Annotated in this window: 19 protein-coding genes and 1 tRNA gene; 9 read left to right on the top strand and 11 right to left on the bottom strand. The window is 63.1% G+C overall.

Features of this window, described 5'->3' with window-relative positions:
* Window positions 1-172: 172 nt before the first annotated feature.
* Window positions 173-1,738, bottom strand: a complete 1,566-nt coding sequence (locus tag ACVW17_RS27215; RefSeq protein ID WP_456798048.1) for an AAA family ATPase — start codon at window positions 1,736-1,738, stop codon at window positions 173-175.
* Between the two features lie 98 nt (window positions 1,739-1,836).
* A complete protein-coding gene (locus tag ACVW17_RS27210) occupies window positions 1,837-2,076 on the bottom strand; it encodes a helix-turn-helix domain-containing protein (protein ID WP_456798047.1) in 240 nt (79 codons plus the stop codon).
* Window positions 2,077-2,783: 707 nt separating this feature from the next.
* Between ACVW17_RS27210 and ACVW17_RS27205 the strand changes: the two genes are divergently transcribed.
* Window positions 2,784-3,137 carry a hypothetical protein gene (locus ACVW17_RS27205; protein ID WP_456798046.1) on the top strand — a complete coding sequence of 118 codons (354 nt, stop codon included), beginning with the start codon at window positions 2,784-2,786 and terminating at the stop codon, window positions 3,135-3,137.
* 85 nt (window positions 3,138-3,222) lie between these two features.
* Here the strand turns inward: ACVW17_RS27205 and ACVW17_RS27200 are convergent, their stop codons facing one another.
* The 3 genes from ACVW17_RS27200 to ACVW17_RS27190 all read right to left on the bottom strand — a co-directional run bounded on the left by ACVW17_RS27200 (window position 3,223) and on the right by ACVW17_RS27190 (window position 5,292).
* On the bottom strand, window positions 3,223-3,741 hold the full coding sequence (locus tag ACVW17_RS27200) for a hypothetical protein (protein WP_456798045.1): 519 nt from the start codon (window positions 3,739-3,741) through the stop codon (window positions 3,223-3,225).
* A gap of 66 nt (window positions 3,742-3,807) precedes the next feature.
* A complete protein-coding gene (locus ACVW17_RS27195; protein ID WP_456798044.1) occupies window positions 3,808-5,040 on the bottom strand; it encodes a tyrosine-type recombinase/integrase in 1,233 nt (410 codons plus the stop codon).
* A gap of 162 nt (window positions 5,041-5,202) precedes the next feature.
* Window positions 5,203-5,292 (bottom strand) — tRNA-Ser (locus tag ACVW17_RS27190).
* Between the two features lie 123 nt (window positions 5,293-5,415).
* Between ACVW17_RS27190 and ACVW17_RS27185 the strand changes: the two genes are divergently transcribed.
* Window positions 5,416-5,847: an arsenate-mycothiol transferase ArsC gene (locus ACVW17_RS27185; protein ID WP_456754761.1), complete on the top strand. Its 432-nt coding sequence runs from the start codon at window positions 5,416-5,418 to the stop codon at window positions 5,845-5,847.
* On the opposite strand, the gene ACVW17_RS27180 is transcribed toward ACVW17_RS27185, so the two are convergent.
* Window positions 5,836-6,270, bottom strand: coding sequence for an NUDIX domain-containing protein (locus ACVW17_RS27180; protein ID WP_456754760.1), 435 nt, complete (start codon window positions 6,268-6,270; stop codon window positions 5,836-5,838). The two genes, ACVW17_RS27185 and ACVW17_RS27180, sit on opposite strands and share 12 nt — an antisense overlap.
* An 864-nt stretch (window positions 6,271-7,134) precedes the next feature.
* On the opposite strand from ACVW17_RS27180, the gene ACVW17_RS27175 reads away from it, so the two are divergent.
* Entirely contained in the window at window positions 7,135-8,064 is a 930-nt protein-coding gene (locus ACVW17_RS27175) for a septal ring lytic transglycosylase RlpA family protein (protein ID WP_456754759.1), read from the top strand.
* Window positions 8,065-8,082: 18 nt separating this feature from the next.
* On the opposite strand, the gene ACVW17_RS27170 is transcribed toward ACVW17_RS27175, so the two are convergent.
* Complete coding sequence (locus ACVW17_RS27170) at window positions 8,083-9,018, bottom strand: alpha/beta fold hydrolase (protein ID WP_456754758.1); 936 nt, start codon at window positions 9,016-9,018, stop codon at window positions 8,083-8,085.
* Between the two features lie 162 nt (window positions 9,019-9,180).
* On the opposite strand from ACVW17_RS27170, the gene ACVW17_RS27165 reads away from it, so the two are divergent.
* The 6 genes from ACVW17_RS27165 (at window position 9,181) to ACVW17_RS27140 (ending at window position 15,834) form a co-directional block, all read left to right on the top strand.
* On the top strand, window positions 9,181-10,440 hold the full coding sequence (locus tag ACVW17_RS27165; protein WP_456754757.1) for a D-alanyl-D-alanine carboxypeptidase family protein: 1,260 nt from the start codon (window positions 9,181-9,183) through the stop codon (window positions 10,438-10,440).
* Window position 10,441: 1 nt separating this feature from the next.
* Window positions 10,442-11,128: a dTMP kinase gene (gene tmk, locus ACVW17_RS27160; RefSeq protein ID WP_456754756.1), complete on the top strand. Its 687-nt coding sequence runs from the start codon at window positions 10,442-10,444 to the stop codon at window positions 11,126-11,128.
* On the top strand, window positions 11,125-12,165 hold the full coding sequence (locus ACVW17_RS27155; RefSeq protein WP_456754755.1) for a DNA polymerase III subunit delta': 1,041 nt from the start codon (window positions 11,125-11,127) through the stop codon (window positions 12,163-12,165). The genes tmk and ACVW17_RS27155 overlap by 4 nt, the downstream gene beginning before the upstream one ends.
* Window positions 12,166-12,251: 86 nt before the next feature.
* The gene (gene metG, locus ACVW17_RS27150; RefSeq protein WP_456754754.1) at window positions 12,252-14,225 is read left to right on the top strand and encodes a methionine--tRNA ligase; all 1,974 of its coding nucleotides are present in this window, start codon (window positions 12,252-12,254) and stop codon (window positions 14,223-14,225) included.
* A gap of 14 nt (window positions 14,226-14,239) precedes the next feature.
* Window positions 14,240-15,031, top strand: coding sequence for a TatD family hydrolase (locus ACVW17_RS27145; protein ID WP_456756539.1), 792 nt, complete (start codon window positions 14,240-14,242; stop codon window positions 15,029-15,031).
* A complete protein-coding gene (locus tag ACVW17_RS27140) occupies window positions 15,028-15,834 on the top strand; it encodes an MBL fold metallo-hydrolase (RefSeq protein WP_456754753.1) in 807 nt (268 codons plus the stop codon). The genes ACVW17_RS27145 and ACVW17_RS27140 overlap by 4 nt, the downstream gene beginning before the upstream one ends.
* Before the next feature lie 184 nt (window positions 15,835-16,018).
* On the opposite strand, the gene ACVW17_RS27135 is transcribed toward ACVW17_RS27140, so the two are convergent.
* The 4 genes from ACVW17_RS27135 to ACVW17_RS27120 all read right to left on the bottom strand — a co-directional run bounded on the left by ACVW17_RS27135 (window position 16,019) and on the right by ACVW17_RS27120 (window position 21,603).
* Window positions 16,019-17,668: an acyl-CoA synthetase gene (locus tag ACVW17_RS27135; protein ID WP_456754752.1), complete on the bottom strand. Its 1,650-nt coding sequence runs from the start codon at window positions 17,666-17,668 to the stop codon at window positions 16,019-16,021.
* Between the two features lie 24 nt (window positions 17,669-17,692).
* Window positions 17,693-19,579 carry a TRAP transporter large permease gene (locus ACVW17_RS27130; protein ID WP_456754751.1) on the bottom strand — a complete coding sequence of 629 codons (1,887 nt, stop codon included), beginning with the start codon at window positions 19,577-19,579 and terminating at the stop codon, window positions 17,693-17,695.
* Between the two features lie 37 nt (window positions 19,580-19,616).
* The gene (locus tag ACVW17_RS27125; RefSeq protein ID WP_456754750.1) at window positions 19,617-20,636 is read right to left on the bottom strand and encodes a TRAP transporter substrate-binding protein; all 1,020 of its coding nucleotides are present in this window, start codon (window positions 20,634-20,636) and stop codon (window positions 19,617-19,619) included.
* Between the two features lie 406 nt (window positions 20,637-21,042).
* Window positions 21,043-21,603 (bottom strand): phosphatase PAP2 family protein, encoded by a 561-nt coding sequence (locus ACVW17_RS27120; RefSeq protein ID WP_456754749.1) that lies wholly within the window; start codon window positions 21,601-21,603, stop codon window positions 21,043-21,045.
* Window positions 21,604-21,727 lie beyond the last annotated feature (124 nt).

Below are 21,727 nucleotides of genomic sequence, written 5' to 3'. Positions count from 1 at the left end.
TCGGCGAAAGCGATGGATGGACGAAGCAGCAATAGGCGCACCGGCCAGCCGCAGGCCTTCTATCGTCCCTTGTCCCCTTATGTCACCTTCGCATTTGCCCCCTAAAGGGGGCAACTGTGACGTGACGGGAGACAGACGCCGTCACTGAGCGCCATTGTGACGGGCTGTGACACTACGTGACGGGCCAAACGAAATCCTCCCAAACGTCGATAAAGCCTTCCTTTTTCAGCGTCACATGAATGCGGCGAAATTGCTCTCGCGGATTGCCCTTGGGGTTGATGATGGAGGACTCTTCGAGGCGACTGCGCCACGCTTTCATTGTCACGCCTGTGACGCCTGCCGGCAGCTGTTCGCCTGCAGGTCGAAGTGCGGCACTCTCGGCCATGCATTTGTGCAGCGCCTCTAGTGCAGCTTGAAGATTAGGCTTCGAGGCCAGTTTCTTCGCACCAATGGAGGCGGCACCAATGTCATTTGGTTCTTGGGCGAACTCGGTGGTCACGATCGCGGTGGTGACCGGCTCGCCGTCATCGTCCCGGCCTAGTTCGAAGGCTTCAAGCTTGAATCGCGCCACGGTGCGCTCAGGTTGATCGTTGCCTTTGATGACCCGCGCGACCTTGGTGACCTTTCCGCGGATCTGCACCATGACGTCGACGTCACCAACATGGGCGTTACTGCCACGCGCGCCGCGATTTTCGTCTTTACCGGTATGGCCGACGAGGGCGATGTGCACTTTCAGCTGGGCATGTACCCTGCGCAGATTGGCCGCGGCACGGTTCTGATCACGGGCCTTGTCTTCGTCGCCGCCGTTCGCCGCGATGCCTTTCGCGTAGGTGTCGACGACGACCAATCCTACTTCGCGACCAAACTGCCGCTCGGCTGCCCTCACTGTCGAAACGATGATATCTACGCAATTTGGATCGATCAGATCAATGATTGCGTCGGCCACCGCGATCGGCAGGCCCTTCAACTTGTCGCGCTGGTGGTACACGCGCAGCCGGCGTTTGAAGAGGTCGCCCCGCTCCAGCGCAAGCACCACCACGCCATAGCCGACTTTTGCCCGATGCCCTCGCCAGTCGACTTGTGCCGCGCAGTGCACGGCTATCTCGGTCAACAGTGCTGACTTGCCAGCACCTGGCGGTGCAATCCAAGCAGAGGTTTCGCCAAGGGCAATGATTCCCTTGAGGATCCATCGCTTTTTTATGTAGGCGCCGCACTCGTCGAAATAGGTCAACTCGAGCGGCTTGGCCGATGTGATATCGACGCCAACCTTCGGAAGCACGCCGATGAATTCGGACGCCCCCGCACGTGCTTCGTTGCTTGGTGGGTGATCGGGTGGTGCAACCGTCGCCGCTGCCATAAGGGTTTGCATAACGCCAACCGAAAGGCCGTGGCGCTCACCCATCGCATGCAGACGATCGACGAGACGCTGCCACAGGACTGGCATTTCTTCAGGGGATGCAAACCGCAGGACCTCAGTTGCTGCGCGGGTGAATTGCTTCGGTTTGAGCTTTCGCTCAACGTTCGCCAGTATCCGGTCCCAACTCTCCAGCGCTTGAGAGACCTCACCTGGGATTTCTAGAGCGTCCGTTTCGACGTCGCTTCCAGTGCCATCGTTTGCCGCCTCCGCAGTCGCACGCTCCAGCGGATAACCTTCGTCCGCTGTTTCTGCCTCCGAGGGCTGCAGTGGTAGGAGTTCATCGAGGCCACGCGCGACGACTTTCGATTGTTCGATCTCCATCGCAAGTTGGGGAGGCTGCAACACGGGGATGGACGGTCCTTACGCGTTGGATGGCGTCGCTGATTTGATAGCAAGGTGCATTGCCGGTGGTTACCCTGCTATGCGGCCCGCCCGCGGCGCTTGGCTTCCTCGGCCAGCCGGCGCTGCACATAAGTCTCAATGCTGCGCCACGGTATCTTGCGGGACGCACCTTCGAGATAGCTTTCCAGTTCCCCCGAATTCAGGAGCTCATAAAGTTTTGCGCGTCCGATCTTCAAAGCGGACATTGTTTCGTTCACGCTCGCAACAATCGGGCGAGTGTGGCCGAGCTTGATTTCTTCGGATCGGTTTACGGACATATGCCGTGTTCCCTTTGTTCTTACCTATTCGAATGAACACCAGAGAACGACACAAATGTAAATTTAAAAATCGAAGTAACCAACTGAAAGTATTTATATATTCCCCCTCTGGTGGGGAGCGATTTCTCTACCGGTAGAGCACCGGTTCTCCACTCGGGGAGAACTGGTCTTTATTCAACGGGCAGCGTTTTCCCACCGGTACGGAATTGGTCACATACAGAATGCACGCGTCATTCAGAGACAATGTCCCCAGGACGATCTAGCGTCTCTCGTATCAGTTAGGCGCTGTGGTAGTTCTTATGCGGGCATCGCGAGCACGGGTAGCGGATTATCCCATCCTCTGAACGGCATTGATTGTATAGCGCTTTCCTCTAATCGGGGTGAAAGCCACGGTCGAAACCTACGGCCGAACGCAATGAAACGACATGGTCGTGGGAAATCTCGAGAAGAGATGGGTCTCGGATCGGCTGGTGGGCATCTATGAGAGCTCCCGCTGATCCTGAGACAGTCGACCTGCGGTGCGACGGCGAACTATCGCCTCCGGAGCCTCGATGGCGGCGTGGCCGTAGGCTGACGTGATCATCAGAAGCTAGCAGCGCAAGATGCGGTCTTGCATGAGCGATAACGCAACGACTTCCCTATATTGGGTACGTCGAGGGCAAGCCGCGCCGGTGTTTAAGCTGTCCTATCGCTCAATCGGAGCTTTCATGAATTTTCCTGATTTCGACCAGCCATTCGATCCCAACCTATTTTCCATAGAGCGTTGGGCGCGGGTCCCGGAACCGATCCGAAAGAGCGTCGAGCAATATGTGGCAGCCCGTCTGCCGGACGATATCCTTGCAAAACTTGATGACCTGCACGCCAGAGGCATTCCCATCGACTCTGATCCGGCGTTCTTCCATTTTGGTGGTGGCCTGGTTGTCCGGAACCTTTGCCGAGAACGGCTCAGTGACCAAGAGCTTGCAAAGTACTGTCCCTTTTGCGGCGATTGGGACGACTTCTACGTCGCTGTGCTCGCTGCCATAGGTGCAATGCGTGACCAGCGAAATGATCCGGCGTAGTCGTGCCTAGCTATTGTCGAAAATCTGGCAAGGCTCGCTGCGCCGTTGAAACAGGGATCTTCGTTCACGAGCGCGTAAGAATTTCTCAGTCTTCAAAATCCAAAAAGGCCTTCTCGTACAAGAACCGGTGAATGGAACGGGCCGGCGGATCATGAGGTACATGGTCTGGCCCCAGGAAACCAGCCATCGATCGCATCGAATCTGCAAAACCCTGAGTCTGAATTGCTGAAAGACGATCGAGGTCGGCAGTGCACGACCATCCCTCATAAACGTCAGCGAGACGGGACATCTCGACGCTCGAAAGCGTACCCAGCAATCCTCCACCGGGCACTGCGTAATAGCCTCGCAAAGCCTCCACTTCGACCGGTGTTATGTCGCGTGCCAATTGAAACTTGCGATCGGTCCACCTTTGAAGATCGTCTCGCAATTGCCTCCGGCGTCGCTCACGCTCAGAATTAGTCTCCTGAACCGCGGATTGTCTGACGTATTGCAGCAATGCAATCAGCTTGCCCCGCTGCTCCGCATCTACTGCCAAAATCAGCTGCCGAGTGAGGTCCGCGAATTTACGTGCGCAAAGCGCGATGTAGTAGTTTGGGTCGCGCATGTGGTCGCCCCATCCATTGCGGCGCGAAAACTATCTCGGCGGTAGGCGCCGCATCTACCGAAAAGTCTAGGCACGCGCCAAGCGGGTTACATTCCCTGGCGCAAGGAGGAGTTCAGCCCAGTCGCGCATAAGGGTACGGCGCTTTTCCAGCTTAGCCCCACGCTGGTAGGCGGCGGTTGTTTCAGATTTGTATTTGTGGGCCAGCGCAGCCTCTCGAACGCCGTCGGGATAGTCTGTGCATTCCTCCGCCCAGGTCGCAAAAGTCGCCCGGAAGCCATGGACAGTGACGTGCCCGTAACCGATCCGATCGAGTACCGCGAGCATCGCGTTCTCAGAAAACTCGTGGCCGTCCGGGTTGGTGAAGATTAGTTCGCTCTGCTGGCCTTTGCTCAGTTCGTCGAGCACATCCAGCGCGGGCTGCGAGAGCGGGACGCAGTGGTCCTGGTCCATCTTCATCCGCTCGCCGGGGATCCGCCATACCGCACCGTTCGGATAGGTCCGATCGATCTCGGACCATCTGGCGCCGAGGATTTCATTCGTGCGGCACACCGTGAAGATTAGGAAGCGCAGCGCCATAACAGCGCGTCCCTCAGCCGTACGAAGCTCACTCATGAAGTGCGCCGCATCGGCATAGGGAAGGGCCGGGTGGTGACGAACGACACGCTTGGGCCGCTTTGGTAGCTTTTCGCGGAGCTGCTTCGTCAACTCGGCCGGATTGCGGAAGTCGAGGTCATCAATGTCGGCGTTCTTTGCGATGATAGTTTCGATCCGGCCGCGCACCCGGTTAGCGGTCTCCCGCTTGGTCAACCAGATGGGCGCGAGCAGTTCGTGGATATGGCTCGGTTTGATTTCCGCGATGGTCAGCTTTCCGATCGTCGGATAGGCATATCGCTTAAGCGAGGAGGGCCACTGATCGCGGTGTTTTTCGCTCCACGTGGACCACAGCGCGCGGATGTAGACCTCTGCGCACTCCTCAAAGGTCGGCGCAGCTTTCTGGACTTCTACGGCCTTCGTCTCTTGCCGAGCCTCACGGCGCTCCTGAACGATATCTATGCCGGCCGTGTTGCGATCTCCCTTGACGCGTAGACGAGCTGCGTCACGTGCGAGCCGAGCGTTCTTGAGGGAAACCTCCTTGAAGGAGCCCAGGCCGTGCCACCGCTCCTTGCCGTCCTTCCAGTAACGATAGGACCAGCTCTTCGCTGCGGGACCGGTTACGATCAGGTAGAGCCCGTGGCCGTCAGCATACTTTCCGGGCTTCGTTTCGCGTTCGACATCGAGCGGCCTAAGTTTTCCAGCCACGTGTTCCTCCGATCAAAACCATCCTCCGAACCTACGGTCCCAAGCTACGGTTTGCGCTTTGATTGTGAGGAACGACTGCGAACTAAGGAATACAGTCGACCCAAGAAAGCGCTGATTTTACTGGGGATTCCGAACAGTGGAGAACAACGGAGAACACTGTACTGGCGGAAGGGGTGGGATTCGAACCCACGGTACCCTTGCGGGCACGCCGGTTTTCAAGACCGGTGCCTTAAACCACTCGGCCACCCTTCCGGATCGATCGGATCAGGCCCTTACCGTAGGGCGGCGCCGAACGCAACGCGAACTTGGCAGGAACGCCGCTGTCGGATAGGTCGTTCGCTCGGTTCACCGGCAGCCAACAGACTGAATTTGAATATGAAGCGCGTCCTGTTCCTTTGCACCGGCAATTACTATCGAAGCCGCTACGCGGAAGAGCTGTTCAACCATCTCGCCAAGACCAAGCGTCTGGCATGGCACGCATCCTCCAGGGGTGCGGCTGAGCGAGGCTCGCCCGACAATGTCGGGCCGATGTCGGTCTTCACCGATGACCGCCTTCGCGCGGAGGGCATCGTTCCGGAGGGCGCAACGCGCTATCCGCAGCCCTGCACATTGGCCGATTTCGACGGTGCCGACCTGGTGATCGCGCTCAAGGAGGCAGAGCACCGTCCGCTGATCGAGCGCCGGTTCCCCGAAGTCGCGGGCAGGGTGACGTATTGGCACGTGGACGATATCGACGTCGCCCATCCGGCGGTCGCGCTGGCCATGCTCGACGATCTCGTCCGCGAGCTGGTGTCGTCACTCGGATAAATCACGCTTCAGGAAGATCGCCAGCGCATACGCCGCGGGGCGCGCGAGCAGGTCGCTGATCCGTTCGAGCTCGTCGACGGCGACGATCTCGAGGCGGCCTTCGGTCACGTTCAGCTGCTCGACAGGCACGTCGCGGGCGAGGAACACCTCGCCGCGCAGGGTGCCGCCTGGCGTCACATGATCCGGTCCGGAATACCGCCCGATCAGCTCAAACCGCTCGGGCGGCAGATAATAGCCAATCTCCTCATGAATCTCGCGAACGACGCATTCCAGGAAGCTCTCGGCACCTTCGCGCCGGCCGCCAAACAGGCTGATCTTTCCGCGATCGGAGACGTGGGGAAGATCGTCACGCCGCTGCAACAGGAGCCGGCCATCCGTGCTGATGAGGAGAGCGGATGTTCCCTCTCTGACCGCGCCGGTCATCCGTCAGTCCGCTCCCTACCAGTGTGCAGCGTGCACGAGGAGTGAGTCCGGGCGAAGACAGCGCAGCCACTGTGCCGACGAGGCAAGGCAAGCGTCTGCGATTGCATCGCTACGTGCATGCTTTAGCCGGTATACGGAGATTTCAGGATTGGCGCCGACCATGGGTCGGCGAGGGATGCCTGTCGTGGCGCAGGCGCGGATCGCACCCAGGGTGTCGCGCGTTCAGCCGAATGCGAACGCCAGCAGGCTGGAGCACAGCAGCACGAGGCTTGCTGCGGTCAGGGTCAGAAATCCGTCGGAGACCAAATCGTGATTACGCATGATACACCTGCTTTCAACCGATGCTCATCCGAATTGATTAAAGCTTTCCGAACATTCGCTCCTGGAAAGAGGTGACGCGTCTTTCCGCCTTTCAACGGACCGTCAGGCCCGGTACCGATAGCCTTCCACGGCATGCGCCAAGAAGATCGCCGCACTCACCAGGCCCATCACCGCTGTAACCGTCTCGATCATCGCAAACTTCCTTTGCGCCCCACGCGGAGGAGAAAACGATTGCAGCCTTGCACAGTCAAAAAGATTCAATTGTCGGAATCCAAGATGCCCCCCGACTGATGATTTGCTGCAACAGTGTGTCTGATAGCGGGACAGGCGAGGGCGTTTTGCATGGCCGAGGGTCAGTAGAACGACGGAGGGGACGCAACAGACCATTCACCAAGACGCCACCGCCGGGCAGCTCTCCCCATTTCCGCCGTGTTCCAGTTGCGATATCTTCACCATCCGGTGCGGAGGTGGGCCGCACAGTGACAGAATCGTTCTCCGCGCCTCGGAGTAGGCGCGGGTCCGGCAGAATGGTACTTGGGGCAGATGGGGACTAGACGGCCAGATTCGATGATCCGGACGGCGCGCAGCGCCGCTGCGGTGGCGACGTGCCTCGTCCTCGCCAATTGCGCCAACTCAAACCTCGCCAGCCGGATCGATCCCAAATACGGCGTATCGTCGAGCCCGCGCGTCGTGGCGCTGGGTGACCCCGTGCCGAAGGGCGGCGGCACCTACCGCGTCGGCAAGCCCTATGTCGTCGCCGGCCGCACCTATGTGCCGGAGGAGAACGAGAATTACCGCGCCGAAGGTATGGCGTCCTGGTACGGCGATGATTTCCACGGCCGCCTGACCGCCAATGGCGAGGTGTTCGACATGGGCTCGCTGACCGCCGCCCATCCGACCTTGCCGATGCCGAGCTACGCGCGGGTCACCAACCTCAGCAACGGCCGATCGCTCATCGTCCGCGTCAACGATCGCGGCCCCTACCACGGCAACCGCCTCATCGACGTCTCGAACAAAGCCGCCGAACTGCTTGATTTCAAAGGCAATGGCGTCGCCCGCGTCCGGGTCGAATATGTCGGCCGGGCGCCGCTGGAGGGGTCGGACGACCGCCAGCTGATGGCGACCCTGCGCACCGGCACGCCGGCGCCGTCACCGTCGATGGTCCGGGTCGCCTCGGCCCGGCCATTCATCCCGGAAGTGTCGTCTTCGGCCGGCCGGATCCGCGGCGATGTCCCGCTGCCCGAAGGGCGGCCCTACAGCCTCGGCAACACCCAGGCCGACTACGCCTCGGTGAACGCGACCTCCGAAATGTCGGCCTCGAGCCGGTCGCACCGCCGCGTCGCGAACAATCAGCGCGAAGTCTCCTACGAGGGTGACCCGCGCTATGCCGCAGCTCCGAGCCCGGCGGCCGCCTATGTGCCGATCGACGCGCGTGGGCCCGCCGAAGTCCTCAGCGGGCGCGGCCTCTACTGAATCAGATACTTCCTCTGATCACTTCAGAAACGCGATCAGCGCCGCGTTGACCTCGCCGGGGCGCTCCTGCTGGATCCAGTGGCCGGCGCCCTCGATGATGAGCTTCTGCTTGAGGTTCGGCAGCACGCGCTCCATGTCCGCAACCCGCTTGGCGCCGATCAGCCCGGTGATGACAGAATCGTTCGAGCCGGCGATGAACAACGACGGCTGATGGATCTGCGCGTCCTGCCAAGGCGCGGTCAGCTCCCAGTTGCGGTCGAGATTGCGGTACCAGTTCAGGCCGCCGCGGAATCCGGACTGCCGGTAGCCGTCGGCGAATTCGGCGATGTCGGCCTCGGTGATCCAAGCCGGCAGCGGCATTCCGGTCGGCAGCTTGCCGAGGAAGCCCTTGGCCTCGTCGACGAACATTGAGCTCGGATCGGAGACGCCGCGCCCGAGCACCAGCCGCATGGTGTGGGCGATGTCGCGCTCGAACTCAGCCTCGGCGACGCCCGGTGGCTGGAAGTACTGCCAATAGAAATTCGTGATTCCGCTCTCCCGCAGGGTTTCCAGCGGGCGGCCGCGACCACGGAATGGCGGCGGCACGCTGAGGCCGGCGACCTTGGTGAAGATGTCCGGACGGAATAGGGCTGCGTGCCAGGCGACCGGCGCGCCCCAATCATGGCCGACGACCATCGCCTGCTTCTCGCCGAGCGCAGCGACAAGTGCGACCATGTCGCCGACGGTATCGAAGATCGTGTAGGCGCCGACATCAGCCGGGGCGCTGGTCCGGCCGAAGCCGCGCATGTCGGGCGCGACGACCCGGAAGCCCGCAGCGGCAAGTGCCGCGATTTGGTGCCGCCAGGAATAGGACAGTTCCGGCCAGCCGTGGCAGAGCACGACCAGCGGGCCTTGGCCTGCCTCGCGCACGAACAAGTCGATGCCGTTGGCGGAAATGGTGCGGGAGGATGACATTCGCGTTTCCGCCTTGTTTGCTGGTTCTGCTGTCGCTAGCTGGTTCCAAGGATACGGACGTTCAATGCCGCCGGCAATCCAGCCGGCCGTGCACAAGCGCAGAAACCTCAGTTGTTTGCGATACTTCCAGCTGTTAGAACGCAGTCTTTCAGGACATCGCCGATGCCAGCCCCAACCGCAGTTCCCCGCACGTTACTAGCTCGCGCCGGGCGGCACTGGCGCGGCCTGGTCGCGGCCGCCGTCGCGCTGGCGATCGGCTGCGGCGGGGTGGCCTACGCGGCCAACAACAGCGTCCAGGGCGCCAAGAAGGAAGAGGGCGGGTTCGACGGCGATGCGCCGACCGCGATCCTGGTCGAGGCCTCCTCGGGCAGCGTGCTGTTCGAGAAGAACGCCGACGAGCTGCGCGCGCCCTCCAGCATGATGAAGCTGATGACCGCCGAGGTGGTGTTCGACGCCATCAAGAAGGGCGACATCAAGCTCACGGACGAATACCGGATCAGCGAGAACGCCTGGCGGCGCGGCGGGGCGCCGTCCGGGACCTCGACCATGTTCGCGGCCATCAACAGCAAGGTCTCGGTCGACGACCTCCTGCATGGCGCGATCATCCCGAGCGGCAATGACGCCTGCATCGCGCTCGCCGAAGGCATTGCCGGCAACGAGCATACGTTTGCGACCGACTTCATGACCAAGCGCGCCCGCGAGCTCGGCATGACCAAGTCGACCTTCGGCAATTCCAACGGGCTGCCTGATCCCGCCAACAAGATGACGGTGCGGGAACTCGCGGTGCTGGCGCGGCACATCATCCTGACCTATCCGGACCGGTACAAGCTGTTCGGCGAGAAGGAATTCACCTGGAACAAGATCCGCCAGCAGAACCGCAATCCGCTGCTGAATGCGTTGCCCGGCGCCGACGGCCTGAAGACCGGCTACACCAAGGAAGGCGGCTACGGCATGGTCGGCTCGGCGGTGCAGAACGACACGCGGCTGATCGTGGTGGTCAATGGCCTCGAGGATTCCGAGGACCGCGCGACCGAAGCCAAGAAGATGCTGGAATGGGGGTTTCGCAGCTTCGAGACCCGGGTCCTGATCGCGGCCAATCAGCCGGTCGGCTACGCCCGCGTGTTCGGCGGCGAGAGCCGATCGGTCAAGCTGGTGAGTCCCGATCCGATCAAGGTGATGGTGTCGAAGAACGGCAACGACAAGCTGCTCGCGCGCGTCATCTATAGCGGCCCGGTCAAGGCGCCGATCACGGCCGGCCAGAAGATCGGCGTGGTGCGCGTGTGGCGCGGCGCCAATGTCGCGATGGAGACGCCGGTCTACGCGGCGGATGCGGTCGGCACGGGATCGACGATGCGCCGTGCGCTGGACGGTGCCCAGGAGCTGGTGATCGGCATGTTCCGCGCAGGAGTCGAGAAGCTCTGACATGGCGGACGCGGCACTCCAACGGCCGAGCTTGCGCGGTCGCTTCATCACCTTTGAGGGCGGCGAGGGGTCCGGGAAATCGACCCAGATCCGCAAGCTCGCCGAACGGCTCGATACCGCCAAGCTGCGTGTGATCGTGACCCGCGAGCCGGGCGGCTCGCCGGGCGCGGAGATCATCCGTCACCTCGTGCTGTCGGGAATGGGCAAGCTGCTCGGGCCCGAAGCCGAGACGCTGCTGTTTGCCGCCGCGCGCGACGACCATGTCCGCACCGTGATCCTGCCGGCGCTGAACCAGGGCATCTGGGTGCTGTGCGATCGCTTCTTCGATTCCACCCGCGCCTATCAGGGCCAGCTTGGGCAGGTGCCGCCAGGTCTCGTCAATGCCATGCAGCGCGTCACCATCGGCGATCTCAAGCCCGATCTGACCTTCATCCTCGACGTGCCGGTCGAGGTTGGTTTGCAACGCGCCGCCGCGCGCCGCGGCAACGCCACGGCCGACCGCTTCGAGGCCGAGGGCATCAAGTTCCATCAGGATTTGCGCGAGGCCTACCGCCGGATCGCGGCCGAGGACCCGGAGCGCTGCATCCTGATCGACGCCACGCCCGATCCGGACACCGTCACGGCCACGATATGGGCCGCGCTGCGCGAGCATCTGCGCGCAACGCTCACCGCGGACAGTCCCGCATGAGCGCGCGCAAGGTCGAACAGGAGAGCCCGGCTCGGCATCCGCGCGAAACCTCCGATCTGTTCGGGCATCGTGAGGCAGAGAGCACCTTGCTCGATGCCTATCGCAGCGGACGGATTCCGCATGCCTGGCTGATCGGCGGCGCGCAGGGGATCGGCAAGGCGACGCTGGCCTACCGCATGGCGCGGTTCGTGCTGGCGTTTCGCAATCCGCGATCGTCCCAGGTGCAGGCCGCGCCGACGCTGCGGGTCGATCCCACAGATCCGGTAGCGCGGCAGATCACGGCCGGTGCCCATGGCGGGCTGCTGGTGCTGGAGCGCGGCCTCAACGACCGCGGCGTGATGCGCACGGTGATCACGGTCGACGAGACGCGGGAGACCATCTCGTTCTTCGGCTCGACTGCCGCGGTCGACGGCTGGCGCGTCTGCATCGTCGACACCGTCGACGAGCTCAATCCGAACGCTGCGAACGCGCTGCTGAAGATCCTCGAGGAGCCGCCGCAGCGGTCGCTGTTTTTGCTGGTCAGCCACGCGCCGTCGCGGGTGCTGCCGACCATCCTGTCCCGTTGCCGCAAATTGCTGCTGCGGCCGCTGGAGGCCGGCGACGTGGTGCGCGCAGCTGCGGCCGCAATCGATATCGACGCTGCGGATCCGGCGCTGCTGGAAGCCGCGGCGGCCTCCGAGGGCAGCGTCGGGCGGGCGCTGTCGCTGCTCGGTGGCGATACGCTGAAGCTGCAGCAGCGCACGGCCGCGCTGCTCGCGACGTTGCCGAGCGTCGATCCGCGCGAGCTGCATGCACTGGGTGATGCGCTCGGCACCAGCGACCGCGTCGCGCTCGCCGCCTTCGTCGACGGCATCGATCGCTGGATGAGCGAGCGCATGCGCAGCGGCGACGTCAATGCCAACCTGCCGCGCCTTGCACGGCTGGCGGAGGTATGGGAAAAGATCGTCCGCGCCGCGCGCGATACCGAAGCCTACAATCTGGAGCGCAAGCCGCTGGTTTTCTCGGTGTTTTCGATGCTCGCGGACGCGACCCGGTAGACGCCAAGTCTGAAAACACCAGTCTAAAAGCAATCTGCCTGACAACACTCCCGACAATCTCGTTTCGATCTGCAAAGGATTCCGTGGTGGCGACCGCTAAGAAGAAATCGTCGAACAAGGCCAAGAAGACGAAGAAGGCATCGCCCGCCCGCGCGACCCGGAAAGCCGCGGCGAAGTCGCGCACGGCCAAGAAGGGCGGGCGCGTCACCAAGACGGCGAAGACGGCCGCCAAGGCCAAGACGGGAGCCAATACGACGGGAGCCAAGACGTCGGCAGCGAAGAAGGCTGCCAAGAAGGCCGTGAAGAAGGCTGCGAAGAAGACGGTCAAGAAAGCCGCCGCGAAGGCCACCAAGGCCGCGCCGAAGAAGGCCGCCGCAGCGGCTGTCGTACCGGCTGCAAAGAAGCCCGCTCCGCCGAAGAAAGCGCCGGCTGCCGAGAAGGCGTCGAGACCGTCAGCCGTCCGCGCGCCGAAGCCGCCCAAACCCGCCGCCGCGGCTCCTGTATCCGCGCCCGCCGCAGATCGCGGCAACGTCTACTATATCACCACCGCGATCGCCTATCCGAACGGCCAGCCGCATATCGGTCACGCCTATGAGGCGATCGCGACCGACGCGCTGGCGCGCTTCCAGCGGCTCGACGGCAAGGACGTGTTCTTCCTGACCGGCACCGACGAGCATGGTCAGAAGATGATCCAGACCGCGCAGGGCGAGGGGATGACGCCGCACGATCTCGCGACCCGCAATGCGGCGCGGTTCAAGGAGATGGACGAACGGCTCAACGTCTCGTTCGACCGCTTCATCCGAACCTCCGAACCTGCTCACCACAAATCGGTGCAGGAGATCTGGCGCCGCATGCAGGACAATGGCGACATCTATATCGACACCTATGCCGGCTGGTATTCGGTGCGCGACGAGGCCTACTACGCCGAGGATGAGACCACGGTCGGCGAGGACAATGTCCGCCGCGGCCCACAGGGCACGCCGGTCGAGTGGGTCGAGGAGAAGAGCTATTTCTTCAAGCTTTCGGCCTACCAGGACAGGCTGTTGCAGCTCTATGAGAGCCAGCCCGATTTCATCGGCCCGGACTCGCGCCGCAACGAGGTGATGAGCTTCGTGCGCGGCGGACTGAAGGATCTCTCGATCTCGCGCACGACGTTCGACTGGGGCGTCAAGGTCCCCAACGATCCCGAGCATGTGATGTATGTCTGGGTCGATGCGCTGACCAACTACATCACCGGCGTCGGCTATCCCGACGAGAGCGACAAGCGCTGGCGCTACTGGCCGGCCGATGTGCACATCATCGGCAAGGACATCATCCGCTTCCACGCGGTGTACTGGCCGGCGTTCCTGATGTCGGCCGGCATTCCCCTGCAGAAGCGGGTCTATGCGCACGGCTTCTTGTTCAGCAGGGGCGAGAAGATGTCGAAGTCGGTCGGCAACGTGGTCGATCCCTTCAATCTTGCCGACCAGTACGGCGTCGATCAGGTGCGCTACTTCTTCCTGCGCGAGGTGCCGTTCGGCCAGGACGGCAACTACAACCATGAAGCCATCGTCGCGCGCATCAATGCCGACCTCGCCAATGATTTCGGCAATCTGGCGCAGCGCTCGCTGTCGATGATCGCCAAGCAGCTCGGCGGCGTGCTGCCGGAGCCCGGCGAATTCACCGACAACGACAAGGCGATCCTGGCGCAGGCCGATGCCATGCTGGAGACGTCGCGGACCGCGATGGCGACGCAGCAGATCCATCAATGGCTCAACACGGTCTGGGCCGTGGTTGCCGAGGCCAACCGCTATTTTGCCGGCGAGGCGCCGTGGGCGCTGGCCAAGACCGATCCGGCGCGCCAGAAGACGGTGCTCTATGTCACCGCCGAAGTCGTGCGGCAGATCGCGATCATGGCGCAGGCCGTGATGCCGGAGTCCTGCGGCAAGATGCTCGACAGCCTCGGCATCCCGGCGGATGCGCGCAGCTTCGCGGCGATCGGGGAGCGGATCAAGCCGGGCACGGCGCTGCCGGCGCCTGTCGGCGTGTTCCCGCGCTACGTGGAACCGAAGACCGAATGAGCGGTTCGAAATTCATGCTGGTCGACAGTCACTGCCATCTGGATTTTCCTGATTTCGCCGACGATCTCGACGGGATCGTCGGCCGCGCCGAAGCGGCCGGCGTCGGCCGCATGGTTACGATTTCGACCCGCGTGAAGCGGCTCGGCGGCTTGCTCGCGATCACGGAGCGCTTTCCAGACGTCTACTGCTCGGTCGGCACCCATCCGCATCATGCCGATGAAGAGGACGGCATCCCGGCCAGCGAACTGATCGAACTCACCAGGCATCCGAAGGTCGTGGCGCTCGGCGAGGCGGGACTCGATTATTTCTACGAGCACGGCTCGCGCGAGGCGCAGGAACGCGGTTTTCGTGCGCACATCGCGGCTGCGCGTGAAACCGGCCTGCCGCTCGTCATTCACACAAGGGAGGCCGACGAGGATTGCGGCCGCATCCTGGAGGAGGAAGTCGCGAAGGGCCCGTTCAAGGCCATCCTGCACTGCTACACCGGCGGACGCGAGCTCGCGATGAAGGCGATCGCGCTCGGGCTTTCGATCTCGTTCACGGGCATCCTGACCTTCAAGAAGTCGGACACGCTGCGCGCGCTGGCCGCCGAGCTGCCGGCCGACCGCATCATGGTCGAGACCGACGCGCCGTATCTTGCGCCCGGCAAATTCCGCGGCAAGCGTAACGAGCCGTCCTACGTCGTCGAGGTCGCCCAGGTGCTCGCCGAAACCCGCGGCGTCTCCCTGGAGGAGATCTCGCGGCAGACAAGCGAAAACTTCTTCCGGCTGTTCTCCAAGGTGCCGGCGCCGAAGGTTGCTGCATGACGCTGACACTGACCATCCTGGGCTGCGGCTCATCCGCCGGCGTGCCGCGCCCGGCGCTCGGCTGGGGCGCCTGCGATCCCAACAATCCCAAAAATCGCCGTCGCCGCTGCTCGATCATGGCCGAGCGCACCATGGAGCACGGCACGACGCGGGTCGTGATCGACACCGCACCCGACCTGCGCGAGCAGCTGATCGACGCCAATGTCGAGCATATCGACGCGGTGTTCCTGACCCATGAACATGCCGACCAGACCCATGGCATCGACGATCTGCGCTCGGTCGTGCTGCACCAGCGCCGCCGCATCCCGGTCTACTTCAACCAGTCGACCGCCAAGGACATCATGGCCCGGTTCTCCTATTGCTTCATCTCGCCTGAAGGCAGCGACTATCCGCCGATCCTGACCCGGCATTCGATCGAGGCCGGCGAGAGCCATACGGTGCAGGGGAAGGGCGGTCCGCTGAAGCTTGAAGCCATCCTGGTGCAGCATGGCCGGATCCCGGCGCTCGGCTACCGGATCGGTGACGCCGCCTACACGCCCGATCTGCACGACATTCCCGAGGAGAGCTGGCCGGCGCTGCAAGGTCTTGAGCTCTGGATCGTCGACGGCCTGCGTTACGCGCAGCATCCCAGCCATTTCAGCGTTGCGGACGCGCTGTCGTGGATCGAGCGCTTCAAGCCGAAGCGCGCCGTCATCACCAACATGCATTCCGACCTCGACTACGAGGTGCTGCGGCAGAGCCTGCCGGCCGGTGTGATCCCGGCCTATGACGGCATGCGGCTGACGCTCGATCGGGCCGGCTGAAAATCCAGTTGATCCAGAGCGAGGCGCCACATACTCGCTGTCGTCCCTGCGAAAGCAGGGACCCATAACCACAGGGCATCGTTGTTGAAGTAAGCTGTCGCTCCAGCTTTGCAATACAATCGGCATTCGTGGTTATGGGTCCCGGGTCAAGCCCGGGACGACAGCGGGTATGTATGTGGCGCTGTTAGGCCGAGATCGCCTTGGCTGATCCGACCTGATTGCGCAGCAGGAATTTCTGGATCTTGCCGGTGGATGTCTTCGGGATCACGCCGAACACCACCGACTTCGGCGTCTTGAAGCCCGACATGTGCTCGCGGCAATAGGCGATGATCTCGGCCTCGGTCGCCTTGGCGCCGTCCTTCAGCTCGATGAAGGCGCAGGGCACTTCACCCCATTTCGGATCGGGCTTGGCGACGACAGCCGCGAACAGCACGGCCGGGTGCTTGTAGAGGATGTCCTCGACCTCGACGGACGAGACATTCTCGCCGCCGGAGATGATGATGTCCTTGGAGCGGTCCTTGATGATGACGTAGCCGTGCTCGTCGAGCACGCCGAGATCGCCGGTGTGAAACCAGCCGCCGGCGAAGGCCTCCTGCGTCGCCTTCTCGTTCTTCAGATAGCCCTTCATCACGATGTTGCCGCGGAACATGACCTCGCCGATGGTCTCGCCGTCGCGCGCCACCTCGCGCATGGTCTCGGGATCGAGCACCGTGACGCCTTCCTGCAATGGATAGGACACGCCCTGACGTCGCTTCAGCTGCGCGCGCGCATCCGCCGATAGCTCGTCCCAGCCGGGCTGCTCGGCACAGACGGAGGCGGGGCCGTAGACTTCGGTCAGTCCATAGACATGGGTCAGCTTGATGCCGATGCTTTCAGCCCCTTCGAGCACCGCAACCGGCGGCGCCGCACCCGCGATCAGGCCGACGACGGGCTTTGCCTTGCCGCTCTTTGGCGCATCGGGCGCATTGATCAGCGTGTTGTAGACGATCGGCGCGCCGCACATATGGGTGACGCCGTGCTTCGGGATCAATTCGAAGATCTTGGCCGGATCGACCTTGCGCAGGCAGACATTGACGCCGGCGGTCGCCGCAATGGTCCAGGGGAAGCACCAGCCGTTGCAGTGAAACATCGGCAGCGTCCAGAGATAGACCGGGTGCTGGCCGAGATTGCCGGCCAGGATGTTGCTGACGGCGTTGAGATAGGCGCCGCGGTGATGGGTCACCACGCCCTTTGGATTGCCCGTCGTGCCCGACGTATAGCTCAGCGCAATCGCGTTCCATTCGTCGGCCGGCGGCCGCTCCACGAAGGCCGGATCGCCCGCCGCAACCGCCGCCTCATATTCGATTTCGCCGATCCGCATGCCGCCGGCGAACGCCGCGTCGTCGACGTCGATCACGAACGGCTTTGCGCCCTTCATCAGCGTCAAGGCCTCAGCGATCACGCCGGAGAATTCGGGATCGACGAGGATGATCTTGGCGCCGCCGTGATCGAGCTGGAACGCGATCGACGCCGCGTCGAGCCGGATGTTGAGTGCATTCAGCACCGCGCCGGTCATCGGCACCGCAAAGTGCAGCTCGTTCATCGCCGGGATGTTCGGCAGCATCGCAGCGACGGTGTCGCCATGGCCGATGCCGTGGCCCGCGAGATAGGACGCGAACCGTTTGCAGCGTTCGTAGGTCGCTTTCCAGGTGATGCTGCGGCCTTCATAGACTGCGCTGAGATGGTCGGGATAAACAGCGGCCGAGCGCGCCAGGAAGCTCAGCGGCGTCAGCGGCACGTAATTGGCCGGCGTCTTGTCCAACCCGATCGAGTACTGGTTTTGAGCTGCACTCATGGCTCTATCCATCCGCAAGGTGCTTTACAGGAAACCGATCGATATCCAGGGGAAGATGGCAACGATGATCAGGCCGATCAACAGCGCCAGCATGTAGCCCCAGATCGGCCGGATACCCTCGGCCGGATCGACGCGCCCGATGGCACAGGCGGCATAATAGCCGACCCCGAACGGCGGCGCGAACAATCCGATGCCCATCGCCAGGATGATGATCATGGCGTAGTGCACCTCGTGGACGCCGACCTGGTGCGCAATCGGAAACAGCAGCGGCCCGAACAGCACGATCGCCGGAATGCCCTCGAGCACGCTGCCGAGGATCACGAAGGCCAGTATCGAGACCGCGATGAAGGTCGCTGACCCGCCGGGCAGCCCGGTCATCGCCGCCGCCAGCGCCCGCGAGAAGCCGGACTGGGTCAGGCCCCAGGCCATGCCGGTCGCGGTGCCGATGATGAACAGGATCGCGCCCGACAGGCACGCGGTGTCGATCAGCATCGGCACGAGCCGCCGCCAGTTGAACTTGCGGTAGATCAACAGGCCGATGACGAAGGCGTAGACGATGCCGATGGTCGAGACTTCGGTCGCGGTGGCGATGCCTTCGACCACGGCGTAGCGGATCACGAAGGGCAGGGCCAATGCGGGCAGGGCGAACACCAATGCCTTGCCGATCTCGCCGCCGGAGGCGCGCTGCACGTGGCTGAGATCCTCGCCGCGGTAGCGCCACCACACCAGCCCCGACAGGGTGATCGCCAGCACCACGCCCGGCAGCAGGCCGCCGGTGAACAGCGCCGAGATCGAGACGCCGGTCACCGAGCCGATCGTGATCAGCACGAGGCTCGGCGGAATGGTTTCGGTCTGCGCGCCGGTTGCGGCGAGCAGGGCGACCAGATCGCCCGGCTTGGCGCCGCGCTGCTTCATTTCGGGGAACAGCACCGGCGCGACGGCGGCCATGTCGGCGGCCTTCGATCCGGAGATGCCGGAGACCAGATACATGGCGCCGACCAGCACGTAATGCAGGCCGCCGCGGACATGTCCGAGCAGGCTCGCCAGGAACGCGACCATCGCGCGCGCCATGCCGGTCATCTCGATCAAGAGGCCGAGGAAGACGAATAGCGGCACCGACAGCAGGATCAGGTGGCTCATGCCCTCGTCCATCCGGCCGACCAGCACCATCAGCGGCGTCCGTGTCGTCAGCGCCAGATAGCCGAAGATCGCCATGCCGAAGGCAAAGCCGATCGGCACGCCGGCGAACACGCAGAAGCCGACCACACCGACGAAGAAGATGATCAAATTGAGATTGCCGAGCGGCCGCAGCATCGGCTGCGCCAGCCAGAACAGGCCGATCAGGACGACCACGGTCAGCGCCGCCAGCAGGAAGGTTTTGAAACTACCGACCCGCGCCAGCCGCAGCAGCGCGAACAGCCCCATCAGGCAGGTGCCGACCGGCAGCGCCGCCGCGCGCCAGGTGTTGGAGATCTGCAGCGCCGGCGTGGTGATGAAGCTTTCCTCGTAGGCGTATTCATAGGCCGGCCGCACGATCAGGATCAGGAACGCCAGCGCGGCGCAGGTCGCGACCACGTCGAGATAGGCCCACAGCCGCGGTCCGGCGCTCGCGACCAGCGCGGTCATTCGCATGTGCTCGCCGCGGCGGAACGCGACCGCCGAGCCCAGCATCGCGAGCCACAGGAACAGGATCGAGGCCAGTTCGTCGGACCAGATCAGCGGCGCATGCAGCACGTAGCGCGACACCACGCCGGCGAACAGGATCACGACCTCAGCGACGACCAGGATCGCCGCCGGGATTTCCACCAGCCATCCAAGCGCCGCCTCGATGGAACCGAGTACGGAGCGGCGGCGAGGGGGCTGCGACGCCGCCTCGCCGGCCACGGCCGGCGTCATCTCGACATGAGCCATAGCAAATCTCCCGCTGGCCAGCCTCCCGCTTGATCGATCAGGACAGCTTGCCGACGGACTTCTCGAGCAGATCCCAGGCCTTCTCGCCGTACTTGCCCTTCCACTCGGCGTAGAAGCCGGCGGCGCGCAGCTTGTCTCGGAACGGCCCGACCTGGGGCTGGTTGAACACGAGGCCCTTGCCCGTGAGCTCCTGCTTCACGGTGGCGTTGAGCTTCTCGGTGTCCTCGCGCTCCTTGACGGCGGCGGCGTTGACGTTCTTGGCGACGATGGTCTTGATATCGTCCGGCAGTGCCGCCCATGCTCTACGGTTCATCAGGAACCAGAAGCCGTCCCACATATGGTTGGTCATCGAGCAGTACTTCTGCACCTCGTACAGCTTCGCGGCCGAGATCAGCGCCAGCGGGTTCTCCTGGCCTTCGACGATCTTGGTCTGCAGCGCCGAATAGACCTCGCTGAAATTGATCGAGGCGGGCGAGGCATCGAACGCCTTGAACATCGAGGTCCACAACGGCGACACCGGCACGCGGATCTTGAAGCCCTTGAGATCGTCAGGACCCGTGATCGGCTTGGTCGACGACGTGGTCTGGCGGAAGCCGTTGTCCCAGATCTTCTCCATGACCTCGAGGCCGGCCTTGTTGATCTCGCCACGCACATAGGCGCCGAGCTCGCCGTCCATGGCCTTCCAGACCGTGGGATAGTCAGGGAATGCGAAACCGATGCCGTTGATCGAGGCGGCCGGCACCAGGGTCGCCAGGATCAGCCCGGACAGCGTGAAGAACTCGACGCCGCCGGAGCGCACCTGGCTCAACATGTCGGTGTCGGAACCGAGCTGGCTGTTCGGGAACACCTGGAGGTCAAACCGGCCATTGGTCTCGGTCTTGATCGCCGCCGCCATCTCCCGGGCGCGCGCCACGAACGGATGCGACTCCGGCAGGTTGTTGGCGAACTTGTAGGAGAACTCGGCCGACTGGGCGCGCGCGACATACGGCGCGCCAATTCCGCCCAGGACGGCGGAAGCGGCGGAGACCTTCAGCAGCGTGCGTCGTGAAAAGCTCATTGGGTTTGCTCCCTCGAGAGGCTTGTTGTTGTTCTGAGATGCCATCCTATACGGACCTGATGCTGTGGGGTCACCAGCGATCTCTGCACAGCTGGGGCTTATTGCAGCGTCCGTACGCCGCGGCAATATCGGCTTTCTGACGAGACGCGCCGGCGTCGACCGCTGCGCTGTCTGGGCGAGCCGAACCAATGACCGGGTCAAGCCGGGACGGCAGCCAAGCTGCGGTCTCGTGCGAAGATTTCCCACTAAACATCTGATCCAATTATAGATATAAATATTCCATAATATACCTTATGCGAATTTCGGATGTGGACGTGGCCACGACTGCCGGCGGCTATTCCATTGCTTCCCTATGGCTTGGCCTGATGGATGTTGTGACCCAGACCTGAGCTAACGACGCATCGCCTCAGACCTGATCGAGCCGCCCGTACCCTGTGACGCGCCGGATCAGCCGCTCGAGCACCACCCCGATCGCCGATCCCACGACGACGTCACTCGTCCAGTGCGCGAGCAACAGAACGCGGGTTGATATCAGGCAAGCGCCGAGCGCTCGGACCATTCCGCGCTCGCCCCGGGGAAGCTGGCTCGTTGCCGAACTGATGGCGCCGACCTGAATTGCATGGCCGGACGGAAACGAATCCTCAGTTTTGCCAGAGATTGGGACGCCGTGCAGATGACCACGAAGGGTGAGCCGGTCCGGCCGCTTCTGATTGAATACCGATTTGAGCAAGTGCGGAACCAGCGATGCGGCTAACGCCGTGACCAGAAGATGATCGCTCGCCAGACGCTGCGGCTCCGGCTTGCTCCGACACCATAGCCACCATCCAAGTGCCAGGGCGCAGACGACGTGCTCGTCCGCCGCCCATGTCAGCATCGAGGCGGCGCGTTCCGTTGGCGGGTTCGTGTTGCGCGAAATAAAGCCCGCAATGGCAATATCCGGCTGGGTCGGTCGGACCGTGATCGGCATGGATGCCCTTGCTTGAGGCGATGACGGCATCTTTCAAACGTTTTGCATTCGCCCCTGTTCCAATGCGCGGACGCGCCGGCGCTCGATCCGGGCCTGGTCTCCGCGACCCAGAGCGCATCAACGC

This window comes from Bradyrhizobium sp. USDA 4473 (assembly GCF_054063335.1).
Note: the sequence above shows the minus strand (reverse complement) of the source record. Positions and strands in the feature narration are given on the sequence as shown.